The organism is Paenibacillus sp. FSL H8-0048 (genome assembly GCF_038002825.1).
In the GTDB taxonomy this organism is placed as follows: Bacteria; Bacillota; Bacilli; order Paenibacillales; family Paenibacillaceae; genus Paenibacillus_AQ.
The window spans coordinates 1-21,445 of record NZ_JBBODF010000002.1 but is presented as its reverse complement, the minus strand read 5'-3'; the positions used below and the strand labels follow the sequence as shown (position 1 = coordinate 21,445).

Below are 21,445 nucleotides of genomic sequence, written 5' to 3'. Positions count from 1 at the left end.
AGATGCTTATCATGCAAGCTAACAAAATCTATAAAACCTATGGCAACAAATTCAATAAACAGGAAGTTCTGAGGGGCATTGATCTTCAGGTTGACAAGGGCGAGTTCGTCGGAATTATGGGCCCCTCAGGTTCAGGTAAAACGACGCTGCTGAACGTTCTCTCCTCGATTGACCAGGTAAGCAAAGGCACGATTGAAATTGAGGGCAAGGAGTTTACGGGGATGAAGGAGAAGCAGCTCGCCGAGTTCCGCAAGCATCATCTCGGGTTTATTTTCCAGGATTACAATCTGCTCGACACCTTGACGGTCAAGGAGAATATCATGCTGCCGCTGTCGATTACAGGCATCTCCAAGAAGGAGGCACATCAGAAATTCGATCAGGTAGCGGGCGAGCTGGGAATCTATGAGCTGAAGGACAAATATCCGGCGGAAATCTCCGGCGGGCAGAAGCAGCGAACGTCGGCGGCTCGGGCGTTCGTGCATGATCCGAGCATTATTTTTGCCGATGAGCCTACAGGAGCCCTGGATTCCAAATCTGCGTCCGATCTGCTGAACAAGCTGGCCGCCATGAACAGCAAGCGTGAAGCCACCATTGTCATGGTTACACATGATGCCGTTGCCGCAAGCTACTGCAGCCGCGTGGTGTTCATCCGGGACGGGCAAATCTACACCCAGCTGAACAAGGGGGAGGAATCGCGGCAATCCTTTTTGGGTGATATTATCAGCACGCAGGGCGTACTTGGCGGTGTCGCGCAATGAGTCTGAATTATATTATCCTGCGGAATCTTAAGAAGAATGTTAAGAACTATTATCTCTACGTCTTCGCCCTTATTTTCAGTGTGGCCCTGTACTTCTCCTTCGTGACTCTTCAGTTCGATCCTTCCATGGATGAGGTCAAGGGTTCCGTCAAAGGCGGGGCTGCCATCGGTGCGTCCTCCGTCCTGCTGGTTGCGATTGTAGCCATCTTCCTGCTCTATGCGAACACGATCTTCATCAAGCGCCGAAGTAAGGAGATCGGGCTGTTCCAGCTGATCGGGCTGACCAAGAGCCGAATCTTTGTGCTGCTGAGCGCAGAGAATCTGATTCTGTATTTCGGATCGATGTTCGCGGGAATTGGCGCAGGCTTCGTGATGTCACGGCTGATTCTAATGATTCTGTTCAAAATTCTGGAGGTCGACCAGTTGGCTGCCTTGCGCTTCTCTCCAGAGGCTTTGCAGCGGACGGTGATTGTTTTTGCCGCCGTGTACGTGCTTATTATGATCATGAATTACACCTTCATCCGGGCCCAGAGCATTCTGTCGCTGTTCAAGGCTACGGCCACTTCCCAGACACGTATTCAGCGTTTGTCGCTGTGGGAGGTTGTAATCGGCGTGCTTGGAATCGTCAGTATCTTAGGAGGGTATTATATCTCCGGTGAGCTGTTCAGCGGCACATTCATGGGCATGAACGGATTGATGTATGCGATGATTGCCATCCTCACACTGGTAATTATCGGAACATATCTGTTCTACAAAGGCTCGGTCAGCTTCCTCTTCAATCTGATCCGCCGCAGCAAAAAGGGCTACCTGTCCATTCGGGAGGTATTATCGCTCTCTTCCATTATGTTCCGGATGAAATCGAACGCCCTGCTGCTGACGGTCATCACCACGGTTTCTGCGCTGGCCATCGGCCTGCTCTCTCTAAGCTATATCTCATATTATTCAGTGGGGGCTTCTGCCAGAATGAGTTCACCGCATGATTACGGCTTCCTTCAGAAGGCGGATGAGGCCGGATTCCGGGGGGCACTCGACAAGTCCGGCATAGGTTATACCACGCTGGAGATTCCAACGGTTCAGGTAGAAGTCGATCTTAAGGATGTTTTGGATACTAGGAATACCCCGGGTAATGAAACCATTCTCTCAGCAACTGTGATTAGTGACAGCAGTCTGAAGGACATGGATTTGCAGCCGGGCGAGGTAGCGATTAAAGGGTATACGACTACAAAGCAAACTATGCTGAGGCTCAAGAAGAAGGGGGAGCTCTACTTCTCCACCAAGGATGGCGTGATGAGGCAGCAGCTCTCGGGTTTGTCCGAGGAGACTGTGCTGCCGTTCTATTTTGGCGGGGGAATCTTGGGGGTGTTCGTAGTGGATGATTCTGTCTTCCAGGAATTACTCCAGCATAAAGACCCGGATGAGCAGAAAAGAGTGAAGGGCGGAGGAATCTATTACGGTCTAAATCTTACGGAATCTTCGCAGGCCAAGCATGCGTATGAGATTTATAAGCAGCAAAAGCCAGAGCTGCAAAGCTTCTCGCAATACGAGTTTGAGTTCAACCAGCGGACCAATATGGGCCTGATTATGTTCATTGTCGGCTTCCTGGGCTTGACGTTCCTGATTACCTCCGGCTGTATTCTTTACTTCAAGCAGATGGATGAAGGCGAGGAGGAGCGGGAGGGATATACGATCCTGCGCAAGCTGGGCTTCACCCAAGGGGACCTTCTGCGAGGTATCCAGTTCAAGCAGCTGTTCAATTTTGGTATTCCGCTGATTGTCGGCCTGTGTCACAGTTATTTTGCGGTAAAATCCGGCTGGTTCCTGTTTGGAACCGAGATGCTGACCCCGATGTTCGTAGTTATGGGGCTATATACTGTGCTGTATTCGATCTTCGGCCTCCTGTCAGTCTTGTATTACAAGCGGGTGATCCGGGAATCACTGTAATTATATGCAATGATGAGGATAGCCTTGGGGCTGTCCTTTTCTTTTTGCGTGCATGTAATCATATTGTTGCATTCCATAAGGGCCCACCTCTTGCCTTACGCAAAACAGGCAGCGATAATGGTATAATAAGACTGAAACGGAGGCTGAACTGGATGGAGCTGCTTGATCCCCGAAATGACTTCTTGTTTAAAAGGATTTTTGGAAGTGAAGAGAACCGTGATGTGCTGCTGGCTTTTCTGAACAGAACTTTTGCCGAAGCGGGCAAGCCCCCGCTAGCTGATATTATTCTCCTGAATCCATACACCGACAAGGACTCTCCTCGGGACAAGCAGTCTATTCTCGACATTCGGGCCAAGACGACCGAGGGCGAAATTATTAATGTAGAAATGCAGTTGTTCAACAAATACGATACGGAGAAACGGACCCTCTATTATTGGAGCAAACAGTACTCGACTCAACTGCAGGAGAGCCAGCCGTATAACCAGTTAAAGCGGTGCGTGACGATCAACATTATAAACTTTGCCTTATTGCCGAATACTCTGTATCATAACGTATTTCACTTACGGGAGGATCGGACAGGAATTCCTCTGCTTGACGATATTGAGATTCACTTCCTGGAATTGCCGAAGCTGGATGAGCAGGCTGTCTCGCTGGAGCAAGGCGGACTGGTGAATTGGCTGTTATTCCTTAAGGGCGTAGACCAAACCAAATGGGAGGTGCTGACGATGAATGAACCTGTGCTGAAAAAAGCCATGAACACGCTGGAGTTTCTGAGTCAGAACGAGGAGGCCCGCAGACAATACGAAGCGCGTCAACGGTACTTACACGATGAGGCGTCGATGTATGAAGCGGCTAAAGTGGCCGAGGCCAAGGGCTGGGCTGAAGGTGAGGCTAAAGGTAAGGCAGAAGGTTTGGCTAAAGGTAAGGCAGAAGGTAAGGCAGAAGGTAAGGCAGAAGGTAAGGCAGAAGGTAAGGCCGATGCACAGAAGGAAACAGCTCAGAAGCTGCTTGCTCTAGGTATAGAGTTGTCTGTTATCGCCGAGGCAACTGGCCTTTCCGTTAAAGAGATTCAGAAGCTAAAGCCGCTGCAGTAAAAGTAGCAGAGAGATCAGATTATAGACAGAAGAGGTGGGGGCGTGTCAGTTACAGTTGGTGAGATTAAGTCGATTAACCGTTATCCGGTAAAATCCTTTGCGGGGGAGGAATTGGAGTCCTGCAAGGTTGTATCTTACGGAGTGGAGGGGGACCGGTATTGTTCTTTCTATGATATGACAAAAAAAGACTGGTCCCAGTATATCACTGCCCGGAAGATTCCGAAGATGATGTCCTATAAGGCGGAATATACGGGGGAAGATATCCGGGTGACGGCTGCGGATGGACGGGTGTTCGGCTGGGATCAGGAGCTGCTGGCGGAAATTCAGAGCCTAACGAAGACTGAAATTACAATGTCGGAGCCTAAAGCTCCTCACCCGGAGGCACAGTACCCGCAGCTACTCTCAGTAGACGGAGCCAGTATTCTGCTGGTGACGGATAAGAGCCTGAAGAAGCTGGAGGCGATGTGGGACAAGCCCATAGACCAGCGCCGCTTCCGGGGCAACTTCATGGTGGAAGTAAGTGAGGACTCGCTCGGGGAGGAAGAGTGGCTCGGCCGCCGTCTGGCGATAGGCAGTACAGTGCTGCAAGTGGATAGCTATTGTGAGCGCTGTGTGATGATTACGACTGACCCGGATACGCTGGAGCGCGACAGCTCACTGCTGAAGCAGGTCTATAAAGAGCTTAAGCAGCAGTTCGGCGTCTATGCTTCCGTCATCACTCCGGGAGAGGTCCGGCTCGGTGATCAGGTTGTGATGCTGGATAACTAAGCTGGACAGAAGTCCTTCGCTCCAGCCAAGGTGTGATTGGAAGCTCCATAATATCTTTAGCGACTATAATGTTGTAAGTTTTACAACTTTGATATCTTAGCAGCGGCAACGCTGGGAGAATTGTTGCACAGACTGCAGGAATTGTCCGGAATAGCTGCCTTATGCGAAGGAATTGCTGCATTTTATGCAATATTCTTGGGTTAGCGGGCGTTCGATCCGGGGAATGTTGCAATTAGTGCAGGATTGTAGGATATGTAATTACGGACAGTTAAATGAGGTGATCGATATGCTGGAGTTATCCATGGAGCATGCGGATGAGCTGGTGAAGGTGACACACGCGCTCTCTACGGAGCTTAGACTCAGAATGCTGGCGCTGCTTAACAGCCGGAGAATGAATGTGGCGGAGCTGGCGGAGGCGCTGGAGATTCCGGTATCCACGGCTGCCTCCAATGTGAAGGTGCTGGAGCAGGCTGGGCTGATTGAGACCGAACTGCTGCCCGCGTCCCGCGGGGCGATGAAGGTATGCAGCCGGATTTATGATGATATCAAAATCACGATCAATGCCCCGCAGCGCCGCCTGCAAGCCGATCAAGGCGAATATTGCTATGAGATATCCATGCCGATCGGCAATTTCACCGCCTGCGAGGTAGCGCCAACCTGCGGGATGGTCAGTGAGAACGGTCCGATTATTACCGAGGATTCACCGGCGGGATTTTTTCATCCGGACAGGGTACAAGCCCAGTTGCTCTGGCTGCGCAAGGGATATCTCGAATACCGCTATCCGCTGGAGATCCCGCAAGGAGCGGTGCTTCGCCGGATTCAGTTCTCCATGGAGATCTGCTCGGAGGCACCGAATTACGAGAATGAGTGGCCTTCGGATATTACGCTGTGGATTAACCAGGTGGAGGTGGGAACCTGGACCTCGCCCGGAGACTTTGGCGGCAGACGGGGGAAGCTGAATCCCGCATGGTGGATCGATACGGGAACCCAGTTCGGCGCACTCAAAACCTGGAGCGTAGACAACACCCGCAGCACTATTGACCATCAGGAGCTATCCGCTGTTAATCTGGAGCAACTGCAGCTCACCGGCCAGAACCATGTGGATCTGCGGCTGGGTGTGAAGGAGAATGCGGTCTTCAAGGGCGGCATGAACCTGTTCGGCAAAAAGTTCGGCGATTATGAGCAGGATCTGGTGATGAAGATTTTTTATAGTGTAGAGACTTAGTCTAGAAGAAGGTGAATCTAAGATTGTATTTGTATTTGCGGAGAAGAACCTGCTGCTTATGGCGAAGGTTCTTTTTTTGCGTCAGCATTGACATTTCAACAGGTTCTGCAATAATTGATACATATTTATTGTATTAAAACAAAATTATTGTTTATAAGGAGTGTGCATTGTTCCATGACAACCCGGCATTATATCAAGGATTATCCGCGGCCGCAGTTCGTCCGTAACGGCTGGCAGAGTCTGAACGGGGAGTGGGATTTCCGCTATGACGATGACAACACAGGGGAGCGGGAGAGATGGCATGAGGAGCTGCACGGCGATCTGAAGATTCAGGTTCCGTTCACGTATGAGACGGAGGCGAGCGGTATCGGTGAGACCGAATTCCATCCGTATGTATGGTATGAGCGGGAGGTACACCAACCTGACAGCTTGGGCAACAAGCGGGTGCTGCTGAATTTCCAGGCGGTAGATTACATCGCGAAGGTGTGGGTGAACGGCAGCTATGCCGGGGGTCATCAAGGCGGGTATGCGGCTTTTACACTGGATATTACCGATTATCTCAACACGGGAGCCGGAGCAGTGAACCGTCTGACGGTCAAGGTGGAGGACAGCCAGAGCTGTACACAGCCACGGGGCAAGCAGCGCTGGGTGGATGAGAATTTCGAGTGCTTCTATGTGCAGACCACGGGAATCTGGCAGAGTGTGTGGCTGGAGTATGTATCCCCTTCGTACCTTAAGTCTGTCAAAATCACCCCGGATCTCGATAACCGCTCGGTCCAATTCGAATACAACACCCATGGGGCAAGCCCTGATCTCCGGCTGGAGACCCGGATCAGCACCGGAGAGAAGACCTTCAAGCAGGTCTCGCTTCAGGCAGACCGGGCCTCGCTTCAACTGGATGTAGAGCTGACACATGAAGCGAATGGCCCCTGGAAGCTCCAGTCCTGGTCGCCCGCGGCGCCGGTACTGTATGAGGTGGAGTTCGTTCTGTACCAGGCGGAGCAGGTGATTGACCGGGTATTCTCCTATTTCGGACTCCGCAAAATCTCCATTGAACAAGGCAAGGTGCTGCTCAACAATACGCCAGTGTATCAGAAGCTGATTCTGGACCAGGGCTATTGGCCGGACAGCCATCTGACCCCGCCTTCGGAGGAGGCGCTGATTGCTGATATCGACGCGATTCTGGCGATGGGCTACAACGGGGTCCGCAAGCATATGAAGATTGAGGATGCGCGCTTCCTGTACTGGTGTGATGTGAAGGGAATGCTGGTCTGGTCGGAGATGGCGGCCACCTATGAGTTTGGCGATGAGGCGGTGGAGCAGTTCACGAAGGAGTGGACAGAGATTGTCCGGCAGCAGTATAATCATCCCTCGGTAATTACCTGGGTGCCTTTTAACGAATCATGGGGCATTCCGCAGGTCTACACGAACAAGCGGCAGCAGCAATTCACAGAGGGCATCTATCATCTGACCAAGGCGATGGACCCGGATCGTCCGGTGATTGTCAATGACGGCTGGGAGCATACGATCAGCGATATTATTACCTTGCATGATTACGAGGAGAGCGGTGCGGCTCTAATGGAGCGGTATGCGGACTCCGGCAGTGTGCTTGGCGGCAGTTCCTCGTTCAACAATTGGAAATACGCGATGGCAGAGGGGTATGAGTACCGGGGGCAGCCGGTCATAGTCAGTGAATTCGGGGGCATTGCCTTCGACACCGGCGAAGGGTGGGGCTATGGAGAGCAGGTGGGCAGCACAGAGGCGTTCATCGAGCGGTTCCGCAGCATCACGCAGGCGATCAAGGATACCCCGTACATCTGCGGTTATTGCTATACCCAAGTTACGGATGTGCAGCAGGAAGTGAACGGACTATTGACGGCGGACCGGACACCGAAGCTTCCACTGGAAGAGATTCGTAAGATCAACCGGTAGGCGAGCGGATAATCGTAAAATTGGAGCCTAAATAGCGGTGAATTATCGGTTCAACGACAACGGGCAGTTCGTGCAGCTCACGAATGGCGATATTTTGCTGGCGATGCGTTCTGTCCGCTGGCAGGAATCGTACAAGCTCAGAGTGTATAAAAGCACGAACGGTGGAGGCAACTGGAGCTTCCTCAGCACCATCGACGAGAACAACGGCGCTCCCGGCAGTTTGTCGGTTCAAGCACAGCAGTGTTCGCTGTAGAGTTAGAGATGAGAAAGCCCTTACATCACCATGTGGCGGCCTTCCTTGCACAAACTTTACGGAGAAGAGGGTTGTACAGATGAAGATATAACAAGGCTTATCAAGTGTAGTAACGGCCGGGCTGAGGCTGGCTCTGGTGCTGCAGGGATGCTCTTCCGGAAATACAGAGAACGGAGCGGCCAAGGCATCAGATGAACCGGCTGCACCAGAGAGCACAAGCGGCAGTCCGGTAGAGATCTCCTTCTGGAATATGTTCGGCGGCGGGGAAGGAGAGTTCGTGGATCAGATTATCAAGGGCTTCAACGACTCGCAGCAAGAGGTGACCGTTAAGCCGCTCCGGCTGGAATCCAATGAGTATTACGCGAAGCTCGGTACAGCGCTGTCGTCCTCCAAAGGTCCGGATGTTGCGGTCGCCCACGTGGAGCGGATCTCGCCGTTCGTGAAAGCCCAGCAGATTATGCCGGTGGATGAACTCGCCTCCAAGGTAGGATTCGACCTGAAGCAGATTTCGGATTCCAATATCATAAGCGTATCCTATGACGGCAAGCCTTAAGCGGTTCCGCTGGATACCCACTTCCATATGCTGTATTACAACAAGGAGATCCTGGCGAAGGCTGGCGTATTGTCTCCCGCCGGAACGCCGCAGCTGGAGGAGAGCCTGAATCAGATCCTGGCGAACTAAGTAATTAGCTCCGGGACTGGACAGAACCCGGGGTTCGCGGCGCACAGAGCTGTGGTGAAGTCCGGCCGGGTCTTCCTAAGCACAGCGAAATAACTGCGGATAACATGGTTCAGCTCAGGGCTGCCATTCTGAAAGGACAGGGTTTTAAGAGTATGGACATGGGTGTAATAGTATTTGGTCTTCTGCTTAGGCAGCTTGTAGACGGTTGGCGGAACATACGTAGTGACGTCAAAAAGATTGGCATAACGGTAGCTGCTGCGTACATACCGGCTGAAGGCCTTGGCAAAATCCGGATCCCCGACACGCGGAGACCCGTAGGTATAGAGCCTCGGGGCGGTGAAGGCAGAATTGGCGGCAATATCCAGCGTACATAGAGTGGCCAGTGCGCCGCCAAGGCTATGGCCTGTTACATACAGCGTCTTCTCCGGGGACAGTGTGCCAAGCACAGAGAGAATGGCATCCCGGGCAGATGCATAGATATCGGTGAACCCCCGATGGGTCATGCAGGGCTCCTGAATGTATTTGAATTTTTTTTGCGCGGCATTCATGTTCGAGAGCCAGTCATTGGTGGAGATGCTTCCGCGCCAGGCAATAATGATCTCCTGCGGAGATTCCAGAATGAAGCCGAACAGCTCCCAGACATTCCCCATCGATTTCGCCTGGAAGCTGTGCACGGCTGAGAAACCCTCCGGCACCACGAATGCCCCTTCTGCATTGTCGAATTGAGTGTAGGTCTGCCCGCAGACCGCCGCCAGAAAAATCGCCCACTCTTCTGCATCTCTCTTGTTAGTAGTCATCCCGCATCCCGCCCTTCTTTTCTATATTGTGTATGATCAGAAGACGGGATTGGTGCCTAGCGGGCAACCAGACCCGGCATAAGAGATGTCAGCCACTCACAATCGCTTCGAAATCCGCCTGTGTCAGCTGCCGGGAGACCTCCCACAGCCTGGCTGAGGCAGTCCGGTCCAGCGCTTGCGGAGCCATCTTGCCGGCTTCGGCAAGCCTCTGGTTTCTGAGAGTCTGCCGGGACCGTAATAGACTCCGGCCTTGGCATCCGGTGATGTGGCGGCAAACAGTGCAGGGAGTGCGCCTTGGGCAGCCGGCTGGAATAAGATGGGCCCAAGCAGCCTGCGGAGAATGCCGGGAGCACTGTTTCGTCCCGCCCCATTCAGCAGCAGGTCCGTACGTGATATGCCCGGATGAACCGGTAGGCTCAGCAGGTTCCATCCGGCCAGATCACTGCGGCGCTGCAGCTCCAGAGCGAACATAATCATTGCTATTTTGGATTGGGCGTAGGACTGTCCCGCATGATAACGGCGTTCAAATTGCAGGTCGTCAAAATGAATGGAGCCATTCCGGTGGGCGATACTGCTTAGACTGACCACCCGGGGCTCCTTTGCTTTGCGCAGCAAGGGCATCAGGTACGCAGTGAGCGCGAAGTGTCCAAGGTAATTCGTACCGAATTGCAGCTCGAACCCGTCTGCGGTGACCTGGAGTACAGGTGGAGTCATGACTCCCGCATTGTTAATCAGAAGATCAAGACTGTGCCGCTGAGTATGCATTCTTGTGCCGAATGCCTGCACTGAAGCCAGACTGGCAAGATCCAGCAACCTGCATATGTGGGATGGAATTCTCCCGCAACTTGAGCAGGACTACAGCATCCTTTCACCGGATCTCCGGGGGCATGGCCGGTCGGACAAGCCGGAGACTGGCTATCACATTGACGAGATGGCAGAGGATATGTATCAGTTACTAAGGCATTTGCAGGTGGACAAGTGCTACGTAGCAGGAAGCTCGATGGGGGCACAGATAGCGGTCAGTCTGGCAGCAGCCCATCCGGAGCTTGTAGCGTCCCTGGTATGCGAAGGTGCGCTGAATAACGAATTTGGCGCATATGGTATATTTGACGGCACGGCAGAAGAGGTGGAGCAGAGGAAAGTGCAGCTCCGGGCAGACCTGGACGAATGGGAGGAACCGTTCTATGACAGCATTGAATCGCATGTCTTTTGAACACTATTATCAGACAATACAATGCCCGGTCTTGTTCCTGCCCAGCGAAGCGGAATGGAACGATGAACGGGTGCGCAACAGTCTGAATGCCTTCGCAGAGCTGCTGGACAGCTATGAAATTGCGCTGATCCCGGATTCGCTACATGCGTATGTCTGGATGCAGCTTCCGCTTCAGGCAGGTCAGGCTGTGCGGAATTTCATCGGCAAGCAGCGCTAACCCTCAGCTAGACACAAAATAAGCCCGGTTAAGGGAGATCCCCGAACCGGGCTTCTTGCCGTTACTCGCTCATAGGCTCATCTTCCACCGGGCGGTCCCGAAGCTGCGTCACATAGCTGTCGGACATGCGGAGCAGCTCCAGCGCCCGGGTGAATTCATCCTCCGTCGATTGAGTCAGATCCGTTCCGTCACCGGACAGGGTGTAATGCTGGCCGTCCTCGAACCCGCTGCCGGACAGAAACAGCTCTTCATTATTAACGAAGGAACCCGTAGGCAGATAATAGCGCTGCGGCAGCAGGTTGTATGTTGTCTGATTAAGCAAATCCTGTCCGAAGTGGATATGATAGTCCAGCGGGACACCGAGCAGATTAGAGACAGTAGGAAGAATGTCCACCTGGCCGCCTAATTGCTCCTTCAGTGCCGGTGTCGTAACACCGGTGGCGGAGATAATGAATGGGACATTAATGAGATCACGCTCATTATAATCATGCTCCAGGATTTCCTGCAGCAGGACTTTATCCCCATCCTTCAGTGAGAAGATCGGGAGTCCCCGGTGATCGCCGTAGAGGACCACCACGCTGTTATCCCACACACCGCTGCTCTTAAGCTCCTCTATGAACTGGCCCAGCGCATAATCCGCATAGTTCTCAGCCCGGATATAGTCGCCGACCAGCGTTCCCTCGTAACGCTCCGGCAGGGTCATCTTGTATTTGCTCTCTGGAATCGAGAACGGATTATGTGACGACATTGAGATTACATGAGCATAGAAGGGCTGTTCACGCTGATCCATACGCGCAAGCTCTGCAGAGGTCTTCCTGTACAGGACTTCATCTGAGGAGCCGTAGAAGACTGCATCCTCTTCGCCGAAATAGGTTTTGTCGTAATATTGATTGAAGCCCAGTGCCTTATACAGCTCCCCGCGGTTCCAGAACTCCACATTGTTGGTATGAAAAGTTGCAGTGTCGTAGCCCTGTGCCTCCAGCAGCTTCGGCAGACTCGGCAGCTCCTTCGGAGCATACTTATCTGTGGCCGGACCATCCGGCGGCACATAAAAGGAAGTGTTGACGATGAATTCGGCATCGGAAGTATTGCCCTGGCCTACCTGCTGAAAGAAGCGCGGGAAGTAGTAGCTCTCACCGGCAAGCTTATTCAGATTCGGCGTGATTTCGGTTCCGTCCACCGACAGATTGATCAGGAAGTTCTGGAGCGATTCCATTTGCAGGATGATCAGGTTCTTTCCCTTGGCGGCCCCGAACATCACCGGCTGGGCGACAGGCTGGATACCCTTCGTCATGTCAATGCCGGCCTGGGAGATCTGCGCAGGGTCCATAGGCTCCTCGGCAGGTTCACGCAGCAGGGCGTAGGCTTCATAATTGAGAATGCCCATTTGCTCTGCCTTGACGTTCTCATTCATACTGGCTTTGTTGGGAAAGATATTCATCATGCACAGCATAAGCGAGATGCAGAACAGGATAGCTACCGCCTTGCGGTTGCTGGGACGGGACATGGAATGCTTCCAGGCCAGCGCTTTTTTGCGTCTGAGCATAATCAGGCTGATGATAATGATATCGACGAAGATAAGCATATATTGCGGATGCACGACGGCGAATATACTTTTTTTGACGGCGCCTACCTGCTTGACCTGACCGAAGACTTGGGACGTAGCAATCATTCCAAAATGATTATGATAGACGATGAGAGAGAAGAACAGGACGGTAATGAGCAGATTGACGATCAGATAGATGGCGACCTTATGCCTCGTGGCGAACCATTCAATGAGACAGAACAGCAGCAGCACGAACGGGATTTCCTTCAGCCAGGTGGTCCAGGTCGGACCGTCCTCGAACAGGTAATACCAGGCGAAATAACTCTTCACGAGCATGATCAGCGAGAAGAACAGAATCGACCTTTTTCGAAGAGAACGTGATTCCTTATAAGGCATTGCGTATGCGCATCCTTTTCTATATAATCCATTAATTCTATTACAGGGCCGAGTTCAAAATCAACCGGATTTAAGGGCAGTTTGGTGAAAAATAAAGGTGAAAATTCGCCGCATATACGTTATTCTCTAAGAAGCATCCGGGAAGTTGAACCGTTGATAAACCAAGCAGGAGGACAATGATGACAAAAGAATTCTCACGCCAATATACAGACAGTGTGAAGCAGGAGCTATTGAACAGACTCGGCCTGAAGCAGGTGTATTTCAAGGGACAGCAGGGCGAGGACCTGTTATATGAAGCAACGGGCTTTGACCGCGGTACCTCGCATAAGTTCTGTGTCAGAACGCGGAAGGGCACCGTTGACGAATGGGTAGGCGGAAAGTGGATGAAGGTCCGCAGCTTCTCGATTGCCAGCAAACTGGAGGGAATAGAATGAGCTACAATTCGCATTTGCAGTTACAGGTACAGCCTTTGACAGAGATCAAGCACTTGAAGATTCATGGCAGAACGACCGGAGCGCTTAACCCTCTGACGTTATTCTGGACGGGCAGTGCGATAGAAGTGAACCTCCAGGCCTCCGAGCTGTGGCTTGAAGTGGAGTCCGGCTACGATCATCACGAGTCCTGGATCAGTGTGCTGATCAACTCCGTTCCCGTCAGCAGACAGATGGTGAATGCCGGAAGGCACTGGGTCTGCATATTCAGAGGAATGAGCCCTGAGCGGGTGAAGAATATCCGGATTGTAAAAGAGGTTCAGGCGATGAGCGGCGATCCCGGCGCCTATCTCCAGTTCCATGCGGTCCGCACTGACGGCAGCTTCCTGCCTGTTGAAGCGAAGCCGTTCCGGCTGGAGTTCATCGGTGACAGTATCACATCAGGTGAGGGTGTCATTGGCGCCAAAAGTGAAGAGGACTGGATTCCTGCCTGGTTCAGCGGCGTTCATAACTACACAGCGATAACTGCCGGGGCCGTGCAGGCCGAATTCAGGGTGATCTCGCAGAGCGGCTGGGGAGTGCTCTCCAGCTGGGACAACAATCCTGGAGGCAATATCCCTGACATCTACGAGCAGGTCTGCGGTCTGCTGACCGGTCCCCGTAATGAAGCGCTCGGGGCGCATGCGATGAATGATTTTGCGGCCTGGCAGCCGGATGTGGTAGTAGTTAACCTGGGCACCAATGATGACGGCGCGTTCAACTCCCCGGAATGGCTGGATGAGGACACCGGGCGCATCTATAAGCAGCGGCTGAATGAAGACGGAAGCTATCATGAGGAGGATCTGGCCGCCTTCGAGGCCGCGGTTACGAGGTTCCTGGCGAAGCTGAGAAGCTATAACCCCGGGGCGCATCTTCTCTGGGTGTATGGCATGCTGGGCCTCTCCCTGATGCCGGCGATCTACCGTGCAGTGGATGAATACATGAAGTCTACGGGCGACAAGAACGTGTCGGTGTTCCAGCTGCCGAATGTGACGAATGAAACGATGGGAGCACGGACCCATCCGGGCCTGCCGGCGCACGAGCAGACTGCCAGGGAGCTAAGCTGCTATATCCGGGGACTTTTGTCAGGGTCATGAGTTAGGAGGCAATCCATTGAATGCTTATATGTTATTAGCGTTAGCCATTGTGAGCGAGGTCTTCGGCAGCTCCATGCTGAAGGCATCGAACGGGTTCAAAAAGCTGCTTCCCTCCATAGCGGTGGCCGCCGGCATGGGGCTGGCGTTCTTCAATCTGTCGCTGGCGCTGAAGGAGATCCCTCTAGGGACAGCTTATGCCATCTGGTCCGGCGTAGGAACGGCGTTAACCGCACTGGTTGGTGTACTGGTCTATAAGGAACGTCTGAATGTGCGAAAAATAGCAGGCTTAATCCTCATCATCGGCGGTGTGATTCTGCTGAAGCTGTCAACGGGGGTGTAGAGATGAGAGGTTACTTCGCGCTAAGCATCGCTATTATGTCGGAAATCTTCGGTACGACTATGCTTAAGCTCTCCAATGGTTTCAGCAGTGTGCTGCCGTCGATCGGAGTGGTGCTTGGAATGGGCCTGGCTTTTTACTGCTTATCGATCAGCCTTCGCACCATACCTCTAAGCCTGGCTTATGCCATCTGGTCTGGAGTGGGGACGGCGTTGACGGCATTGATCGGCATCCTGATCTGGAATGATCCGTTCAATCTGCTCACCGGCATCAGTCTGCTGATTATCATCGGAGGGCTGGTGCTGCTGAATTCACCGGATAAGGCCGTCCGGGAGAGCACCCCTGAAATGAGCAGGAAGGAGTCATCCGAATGAGGAAAAGGTACCTGATAGCTGCCGCATGGCTCACCCTGCTGTTACTGGCGGCATGCAGTAATGGGGCAGACAGCGGATCAGGCGGGAACATTGCCAGTACCAGCCTCAGTGCGGGCCCGGCTGAGGATACTGCTCTCCATGCACCATCTGCCAGATCAGGCGGTCAGCCGCAGCGCAGCAGCCAGCCCTACCAGGGCAAGGTCTATAAGGTTGTAGTAGATCCGGGGCACGGCGGCGAAGATCCCGGGGCAGTCTCTGTAAGCGGACGCCTGGAGAAGGAGTTTAATCTGAACCTGTCAGAGCAAATCGCTGCCAGGGTGGAGCAGGACCCGCAGCTTGAGATCCTGCTTACCCGGACCGGGGATGCTTTTATTTCCTCACAAGAGCTATTCCGGCCCCAGTTCGCCAATAACCTGCCCGCAGACTTGTTCATCTCCATTCATGGTAATACCTATGAGGATGCATCGGCCTCGGGTACAGAAACCTTTTATTATCATGAAGAATCCTTGGCTTGGGCCGAGACGATACATAAGCATGTCATTCAAGCTACCGGCCTTAAAGACCGCGGCGTGAAGAAGGGGAATTTCTTCGTTCTGCGCGATACGGTAATGCCGTCGGTGCTGCTGGAGCTGGGGTATCTAACCAATCCCGGCGACGAGGCGAAGATGTGGACCTCCGTGTTCCAGGAGAGCGTGGCCTCCGCTGTTATAGATGGGATTAGGGAGTATTTGGGGCTGGAGTGAGATGATCAGCGCCGCACATACAGTCCCTTGCGGTCCAACTGCAGCTCACTTGCGATCAGAAGCAGGATCAGTTCCTCGATTGCAGATAGAGTGGCTACTGAGCATACAGCTATTGTCCAGATCGCCTGATTCACATGGGGAAGCAGCAATGGTGTAAGGAATAGCAGCAATCCGGCCAGCTTGTTCCCGTAGGTATGAATGCTGCCGTAGGTGCTGAATTTACACAGCGCGGTCAGGATGGAGGTTCCCCGGATGACGGCTATCAGCACGATCCACAGGATGAGGCCGGGGGTCAGACCAAGGAACGGATATAAGGTATAGAGTGCAGTGCCAGCCAGCGTCATATCGGCCACGGAATCGAGCTTGGCACCGAAGCTGCTAACCGTACCGGTCATTCGGGCAATCGGACCATCCAGCATATCGGTAATTCCGCACAGGAGGTAGACTACAGTGAAGCCTGTGCCCAGCGGCCTCAGGTACAGCAGCAGAAGAGCCAGCCCGATCCGGCTGAGCGTGATGCAGTTGGGGAGAAGCTTCATGGCAACCTCCTTTTTTAGCCGCGTAATGGGGACTTCCTGTCTCGCTTATTCGTATACATTCTATGTTTCATTATGCCTCTAAATTTGCGGATTGTCTTGAATAAGAAAGTACCCGTTAATATGGTGCAGGAACTGTCGGATGCTGCCCCGGCAGAGCTGTTAAGCTGATGGGGAGGAAAGGGAGGTATACGATGAACCTGCTGGAAGATATGAATGCTGCACTCTTCTACATTGAAGAGCACCTGGACGACGAGATCGATGTAAAAGTGGCTGCAGGCTACGCGTTATGCTCGGAGTATCATTTTACACGGATGTTCTCCTTCCGGGCCGGTATTCCGCTCTCCGAATATATCCGCCGCAGACGTCTTACGTTGGCTGCCTTCAAGCTGCAGGGGAGCCAGCACCGCATTATTGATGTTGCTCTGGAGTATGGATACACTTCACCGGATGCATTCACCAAAGCCTTTCAGCAGCTTCACGGCGTAACGCCTTCAGAAGCAAGAACGGCAGGGACACCCCTGAAGGCCTTTCCTCGAATGACCTTTCAATTAACCATTAGAGGAGGCAGTGAAATGAATTACCGCATAGAGGAGAAAGAGGCCTTCCGAATCGTTGGACTCAAGAAAAGGGTAGCCATCCAGTTCAGCGGGGTGAACCCGGAGATCGCTGCCATGTGGCAGAGTCTGAATATGGAGATGATCGATGAGCTGAAGGGGCTGTCGAATATCATTCCGGCGGGAATAATCAGCGCATCGGTGAATTTCTCGAAAGGACGGATGGAGGAACGCGGGGAGCTGGATCATTATATTGGTGTTGCCACCACTCTGGAAGCTCCGCCATCCTACGCCAAGCTTGAGGTTCCTGTGTCTACGTGGGCTGTATTCGAAGCAGTGGGGCCGTTTCCGGACACACTTCAGAATATCTGGGGCCGGATCTATTCCGAATGGTTCCCCTCTTCCAATTATGAGCAGGTCGAGGGGCCGGAGCTTCTATGGAATGAAAGCAAGGATACCGACTCATTAGCTTTTAAAAGTGAAATATGGATTCCGGTGCGGGAAGTTAAGCGACCTTAATGGTGCAAGTATCCAGCGGGACCGGGCGCCGCTTAGGCAGAGGTGAAGAGATGGCGTTAGACATGATATACTGGGCTGGCGGACACAGGTGACTGTGGCCCCGGCCTTTTTGCTGGGTGGAAGGCAGATATACATAACAGGTAATTAGCTGAGAGGAAGGATTAGGCTATATTGAACCGGATATCATCACGCACCGGGATTACCGGAATCAAGGGTTGGCGTTACTATAGTACATAATGAACGAGGAGGAAGACAATTCATGGGAGGAACGAATGTATGGGATGCGGAGTGGGAGGTTAACGAAGAGCAGGCGCGGACGCTGATCGGCAGGCAATTCCCAGAGCTGTCATCGAAGCAAGTGAAGCGACTAGGCTGGGGCTGGGACAATACGGTTTTTCTCATCGGTGACGAGTACGTGTTCCGGTTTCCAAGAAGGACGTTTGCAGTTGGCGCGATTCGTATGGAAGGGAAGCTGCTGCCGAAGCTGGCGGCCTATTTGACCATCCCCTATCCGAAACCGTTGTTTTATGGCGAAGCAAGTGACGAATATCCGGCACCCTTTCTTGGCTATGCCCACGTGCCAGGAGAGTTTCCAGTCGGTTTGACGGAAGAACGCCGGGCTTTATCGGCAGAGACGCTGGCGGAATTTTTGCGGAGATTGCATGAGTTTCCGGTCGATACGGCGCTGAAGTACGGAGTTCAGCAAGATCATCGGAGCTTGACGGACATCGCATCGCGCAAAGTGAAAATGGAGGGCTTTCTATCGAAGTTGGTTGAACACCTATCGCCGGCGGAGTCAGGTAGGATCGAGGCGTATATCAGCAGGCTGCAACAGGACCGTGTGGAGGAGGTAAATGTACTGCTGCATGGCGATCTTCATTTCAAAAATATGCTTGTGAATGAGAACGGGATCGTCTCCGGCATCATTGATTGGGGTGATCTGAGCGTAGGCCATCCGGCTTGCGATTTGAGCGTTGCTTATAGCTTTTTACCACCGTACGCCCGCGGCGTGTTTTTCGAAACGTACGGAGGAGCGGACGAGGACACGAAGCTGCTGGCGCGGCTGATGGCGGTATACATCCCCATGCTGATCTTCATGCAAGCGGCCGATGACGGAAATGAAGCGGTTGCGGCAGAGGCGAAATCTAACATCATGCGGGCGCTATCGGATTAAGGTGGAGGTGACTAACCTGAAGCACATATTTTACTTGCTGCTGGCTGCACTGGTCATTGCTGGCTGTAGCACGAATAAGGATGCACAACCCGCTCCGGAGCAGCCGGAGGTATTGGGAGAGATGCCTGAAGAGATGCCTGCTGATTTCGATTTTCTCGTCCGGTACGGGTATGGGGAGGTCAACAAGAATGAGATCAACACGTATCAGGATACTGTGGTAAAAGATCTGATCATGAACGGAACGGCCACAGCGGATATTATGCTGACCGAAGATGAAATGCGCAGCATCTATGAGCGGATGAGAGCCATTCACATCATGGGGAAGCTGGAGCTTGTGCCTCTCAAGCAGGGCTGTGCGGTGGTCCCTTATCAGGAGGACAGCTGGAGGATCACCGTCAACGGATTCACACGGAACTGGTCCTGGTCCGGCGAGAATTGTGAGCTTACGGCAGATGCAGAGCAACTGCTGGAGCTGCGGACCTTCATCGCAGACATCGTAGCCGGTAAAGAAGAGTACCAGGCATTGCCCGAAGCTGAAGGCGGCTATGACTAAGGAGAACTGTATATAGAGGTACGCCTGCAAGCGTACTCCGCAAGTCCGATCCCAAGGGATCGGATTTTTGGTTTAATGGGATAGGGAAACAGCAACCGGGCAGAGTAGAAGGAGGTTTAAATTCAGTTTACATATGCCGGTTACTATCCTTATAGATTCAGCAATCAAGGAGGAATAAAACATGAAGCAGACACAAGCAGCAGGGCAGGGCGGCAGCTACGCCATTGAAGCGCAGGGATTGGTCAAAATCTACGGGAGCAACCGGGCCGTGGATGGTGTGGATCTCAAGGTAGGCACAGGAATGATCTATGGGGTGCTGGGTCCCAATGGTGCCGGGAAGACAACCGTAATTCGCATGCTGGCTACCCTCCTCCGGCCTGACGCAGGTTCGGCGCGTATCTTCGGACATGATGTGGCAAAAGAACCGCAGATCGTGCGTCAGTTAATTGGAGTGACGGGTCAATATGCATCGGTGGATGAATCGCTTAGCGCGACGGAGAACCTGGTGATCTTCTCCAGGCTGCATGGCCTGGGCCGTGCGGAGTCACGCAGCAAGGCTTCTGAGCTGCTGGAGGAATTCGGCTTGACGGAAGCAGCGAAGCGCCCGCTGAAGAATTTCTCCGGAGGGATGCGCCGGCGGCTGGATCTGGCGGCCAGTCTAATTGCGCAGCCGCCGCTTATCTTCCTGGATGAGCCGACAACGGGGCTTGATCCCCGGACGCGCAATCAGATGTGGGAGACGATCCGCAGGCTGGTGAATACGGGATCGACGGTCCTGCTGACGACCCAATATCTGGAGGAAGCGGATCAACTGGCGGACCGGATTGCCGTAATTGATACCGGTAAGGTGGTCGCAGAGGGAACCGTTGATGAACTCAAGAGCTCGGTGGGCAACTCCTCGCTTCACTTGAAGGTGGTCCATCCGCAGCAGTTGCTGAAGGCGCGGCAGATTGTGGAGCAGGTGCTTCAGGGACGCTCTAACCTGTCGGCAGAAGCAGCCAAAATTATCGCACCGATGGGGAACGTGGACCGGGTAACCGACCTGCTGATCGCCCTTCGTGAGGCAGGCATACCGCTGCTTGAGATGAGTGTGCAGAAGCCGACGCTGGATGAAGTATTCCTGACCTTGACCGGTTATGGCGTCAAGGAAGCTGCGGGGCTTGTCCCGGATAGCGCGCAGAAGAAGGAGGGAGTATTAGCATGAGTACATTAATCAAGCCGGGTGTAGACCGTAATTTAAAAAACCGTACCAGCTTCGGCCAGACGGTACGAAATTCCTTTACGATGGCCTACAGAGGACTGCTCAAGATCCGGCGTACACCGGAGCAATTGTTTGACGTCACGTTTCAGCCGATTATATTCACCTTGATGTTCACGTATATTTTCGGCGGGGCAATTGCCGGTGATGTGGCAAGTTATCTGCCGGTAATCATTCCGGGAATCTTGGTGCAGACCGTAATCACGACCTCTGTCGTCACCGGTGTCCAGCTGCGGGAGGACATGGAGAAAGGGGTGTTCGACCGCTTCAAATCGCTGCCGATTGCCCGGATTGCCCCTCTCGCAGGAGCACTGCTTGCAGATACTATACGCTACACGATTGCTACAGTACTCACCTTCGTAATGGGCTACATCATGGGCTTGCGGCCGGAAGGCGGCATCGGCGGGGTTGCCCTGGCGGCGGTTCTGGTCATCGGATGCTCCTGGGCCATCAGCTGGATCTTTGCCTTTTTCGGCGTGATCGCCCGCACGGCATCCAGTGTACAGGGGATTTCTATGATCGTGTTATTCCCGCTAACCTTCCTCTCGAATGCCTTCGTGCCGGTTGAGACGATGCCGAAATGGCTTCAGTGGTTCGTGAATAACAATCCGATCTCGCATCTGGTCACTGCTGTCCGTGAACTGGTCAATCATGGAACGGTAGGCAGTGATCTGGTCTATTCCCTGATCGGAGCCGCTGTGATTGTGGCGGTCTTTGCTCCGATTACCGTGCGTGCGTATATGCGCCGGACGTAAGTCTGATTCAGTAAGACGTCAACGAATGCAGGGATGCATGGGTTGGCGTTTTTTTGTATGTATAGGAAACTATAGTTTCCTGCTGCTGTGGAAAAGGTTAGTGTGAATTGTAGATAAGAGTTCCTTTGAATGATTCGTAGAATAACTAAGATGCTAAGATGCTGAATATGACTGAAGGCTGAGGGAATGCTTGAAACCGAATATAATGGGCTGTTACAGCGGAATATGGGCCCAATGTATGTGGAAAACAG

24 protein-coding genes are annotated in these 21,445 nt (G+C 53.0%); 20 read left to right on the top strand and 4 right to left on the bottom strand.

The genetic code is table 11. From position 1 onward, the window contains the following. The first annotated feature begins 2 nt into the window (after positions 1–2). From NSU18_RS32090 to NSU18_RS32055, 8 genes are all read left to right on the top strand, one after another. Positions 3–758 carry an ABC transporter ATP-binding protein gene (locus tag NSU18_RS32090; RefSeq protein WP_341023009.1) on the top strand — a complete coding sequence of 252 codons (756 nt, stop codon included), beginning with the start codon at positions 3–5 and terminating at the stop codon, positions 756–758. Beyond that, on the top strand, positions 755–2,698 hold the full coding sequence (locus NSU18_RS32085) for an ABC transporter permease (RefSeq protein ID WP_341151142.1): 1,944 nt from the start codon (positions 755–757) through the stop codon (positions 2,696–2,698). The genes NSU18_RS32090 and NSU18_RS32085 overlap by 4 nt, the downstream gene beginning before the upstream one ends. Before the next feature lie 152 nt (positions 2,699–2,850). Next, positions 2,851–3,792: an Rpn family recombination-promoting nuclease/putative transposase gene (locus NSU18_RS32080; RefSeq protein WP_341151141.1), complete on the top strand. Its 942-nt coding sequence runs from the start codon at positions 2,851–2,853 to the stop codon at positions 3,790–3,792. 42 nt (positions 3,793–3,834) lie between these two features. Continuing rightward, entirely contained in the window at positions 3,835–4,560 is a 726-nt protein-coding gene (locus NSU18_RS32075; protein ID WP_341151140.1) for an MOSC domain-containing protein, read from the top strand. A 286-nt stretch (positions 4,561–4,846) separates the two neighbouring features. Next, positions 4,847–5,785: an ArsR/SmtB family transcription factor gene (locus tag NSU18_RS32070; protein WP_341151139.1), complete on the top strand. Its 939-nt coding sequence runs from the start codon at positions 4,847–4,849 to the stop codon at positions 5,783–5,785. A 174-nt stretch (positions 5,786–5,959) separates the two neighbouring features. Continuing rightward, complete coding sequence (locus NSU18_RS32065) at positions 5,960–7,717, top strand: glycoside hydrolase family 2 protein (protein ID WP_341151138.1); 1,758 nt, start codon at positions 5,960–5,962, stop codon at positions 7,715–7,717. 37 nt (positions 7,718–7,754) lie between these two features. Continuing rightward, a complete protein-coding gene (locus tag NSU18_RS32060) occupies positions 7,755–7,970 on the top strand; it encodes a sialidase family protein (protein ID WP_341023001.1) in 216 nt (71 codons plus the stop codon). Positions 7,971–8,106: 136 nt separating this feature from the next. Next, positions 8,107–8,523: an extracellular solute-binding protein gene (locus NSU18_RS32055; protein ID WP_341151137.1), complete on the top strand. Its 417-nt coding sequence runs from the start codon at positions 8,107–8,109 to the stop codon at positions 8,521–8,523. Between the two features lie 125 nt (positions 8,524–8,648). Here NSU18_RS32055 and NSU18_RS32050 read toward each other — a convergent pair whose 3' ends face one another. Together NSU18_RS32050 and NSU18_RS32045 are read right to left on the bottom strand one after the other, a co-directional pair. Then, positions 8,649–9,449, bottom strand: coding sequence for a lipase family protein (locus tag NSU18_RS32050; RefSeq protein ID WP_341151136.1), 801 nt, complete (start codon positions 9,447–9,449; stop codon positions 8,649–8,651). Positions 9,450–9,572: 123 nt separating this feature from the next. Further along, positions 9,573–10,214: an SDR family NAD(P)-dependent oxidoreductase gene (locus NSU18_RS32045; RefSeq protein ID WP_341151135.1), complete on the bottom strand. Its 642-nt coding sequence runs from the start codon at positions 10,212–10,214 to the stop codon at positions 9,573–9,575. Between the two features lie 4 nt (positions 10,215–10,218). On the opposite strand from NSU18_RS32045, the gene NSU18_RS32040 reads away from it, so the two are divergent. After that, positions 10,219–10,662 (top strand): alpha/beta fold hydrolase, encoded by a 444-nt coding sequence (locus NSU18_RS32040; protein WP_341151134.1) that lies wholly within the window; start codon positions 10,219–10,221, stop codon positions 10,660–10,662. Beyond that, complete coding sequence (locus tag NSU18_RS32035) at positions 10,634–10,879, top strand: hypothetical protein (RefSeq protein ID WP_341022995.1); 246 nt, start codon at positions 10,634–10,636, stop codon at positions 10,877–10,879. Before NSU18_RS32040 ends, NSU18_RS32035 begins: the two co-directional genes overlap by 29 nt. A gap of 61 nt (positions 10,880–10,940) precedes the next feature. On the opposite strand, the gene NSU18_RS32030 is transcribed toward NSU18_RS32035, so the two are convergent. After that, positions 10,941–12,821 (bottom strand): LTA synthase family protein, encoded by a 1,881-nt coding sequence (locus NSU18_RS32030; protein ID WP_341151133.1) that lies wholly within the window; start codon positions 12,819–12,821, stop codon positions 10,941–10,943. Positions 12,822–13,000: 179 nt separating this feature from the next. Between NSU18_RS32030 and NSU18_RS32025 the strand changes: the two genes are divergently transcribed. Genes NSU18_RS32025 through NSU18_RS32005 form a run of 5 tightly spaced genes read left to right on the top strand, consistent with a single transcriptional unit; the run spans position 13,001 to position 15,842 of the window. After that, entirely contained in the window at positions 13,001–13,255 is a 255-nt protein-coding gene (locus NSU18_RS32025) for a hypothetical protein (RefSeq protein WP_341022993.1), read from the top strand. Then, on the top strand, positions 13,252–14,388 hold the full coding sequence (locus NSU18_RS32020; protein WP_341151132.1) for an SGNH/GDSL hydrolase family protein: 1,137 nt from the start codon (positions 13,252–13,254) through the stop codon (positions 14,386–14,388). The genes NSU18_RS32025 and NSU18_RS32020 overlap by 4 nt, the downstream gene beginning before the upstream one ends. Positions 14,389–14,404: 16 nt before the next feature. Continuing rightward, the gene (locus NSU18_RS32015; RefSeq protein ID WP_341022990.1) at positions 14,405–14,728 is read left to right on the top strand and encodes a DMT family transporter; all 324 of its coding nucleotides are present in this window, start codon (positions 14,405–14,407) and stop codon (positions 14,726–14,728) included. Positions 14,729–14,730: 2 nt separating this feature from the next. Beyond that, positions 14,731–15,099 carry a DMT family transporter gene (locus NSU18_RS32010; protein WP_341022988.1) on the top strand — a complete coding sequence of 123 codons (369 nt, stop codon included), beginning with the start codon at positions 14,731–14,733 and terminating at the stop codon, positions 15,097–15,099. After that, the gene (locus tag NSU18_RS32005; RefSeq protein WP_341022987.1) at positions 15,096–15,842 is read left to right on the top strand and encodes an N-acetylmuramoyl-L-alanine amidase family protein; all 747 of its coding nucleotides are present in this window, start codon (positions 15,096–15,098) and stop codon (positions 15,840–15,842) included. Before NSU18_RS32010 ends, NSU18_RS32005 begins: the two co-directional genes overlap by 4 nt. A gap of 5 nt (positions 15,843–15,847) precedes the next feature. Here the strand turns inward: NSU18_RS32005 and NSU18_RS32000 are convergent, their stop codons facing one another. Beyond that, complete coding sequence (locus NSU18_RS32000; RefSeq protein WP_341151131.1) at positions 15,848–16,381, bottom strand: CDP-alcohol phosphatidyltransferase family protein; 534 nt, start codon at positions 16,379–16,381, stop codon at positions 15,848–15,850. A 191-nt stretch (positions 16,382–16,572) separates the two neighbouring features. On the opposite strand from NSU18_RS32000, the gene NSU18_RS31995 reads away from it, so the two are divergent. The 5 genes from NSU18_RS31995 (at position 16,573) to NSU18_RS31975 (ending at position 21,194) form a co-directional block, all read left to right on the top strand. Continuing rightward, a complete protein-coding gene (locus tag NSU18_RS31995; protein ID WP_341151130.1) occupies positions 16,573–17,454 on the top strand; it encodes an AraC family transcriptional regulator in 882 nt (293 codons plus the stop codon). Positions 17,455–17,713: 259 nt separating this feature from the next. Next, the gene (locus tag NSU18_RS31990) at positions 17,714–18,628 is read left to right on the top strand and encodes a phosphotransferase (RefSeq protein ID WP_341151129.1); all 915 of its coding nucleotides are present in this window, start codon (positions 17,714–17,716) and stop codon (positions 18,626–18,628) included. Between the two features lie 7 nt (positions 18,629–18,635). Next, positions 18,636–19,181 carry a hypothetical protein gene (locus tag NSU18_RS31985; RefSeq protein WP_341151128.1) on the top strand — a complete coding sequence of 182 codons (546 nt, stop codon included), beginning with the start codon at positions 18,636–18,638 and terminating at the stop codon, positions 19,179–19,181. 181 nt (positions 19,182–19,362) lie between these two features. Continuing rightward, on the top strand, positions 19,363–20,385 hold the full coding sequence (locus NSU18_RS31980) for an ATP-binding cassette domain-containing protein (protein WP_341151127.1): 1,023 nt from the start codon (positions 19,363–19,365) through the stop codon (positions 20,383–20,385). Continuing rightward, entirely contained in the window at positions 20,382–21,194 is an 813-nt protein-coding gene (locus NSU18_RS31975; RefSeq protein WP_341022974.1) for an ABC transporter permease, read from the top strand. The genes NSU18_RS31980 and NSU18_RS31975 overlap by 4 nt, the downstream gene beginning before the upstream one ends. Positions 21,195–21,445: the final 251 nt, after the last annotated feature.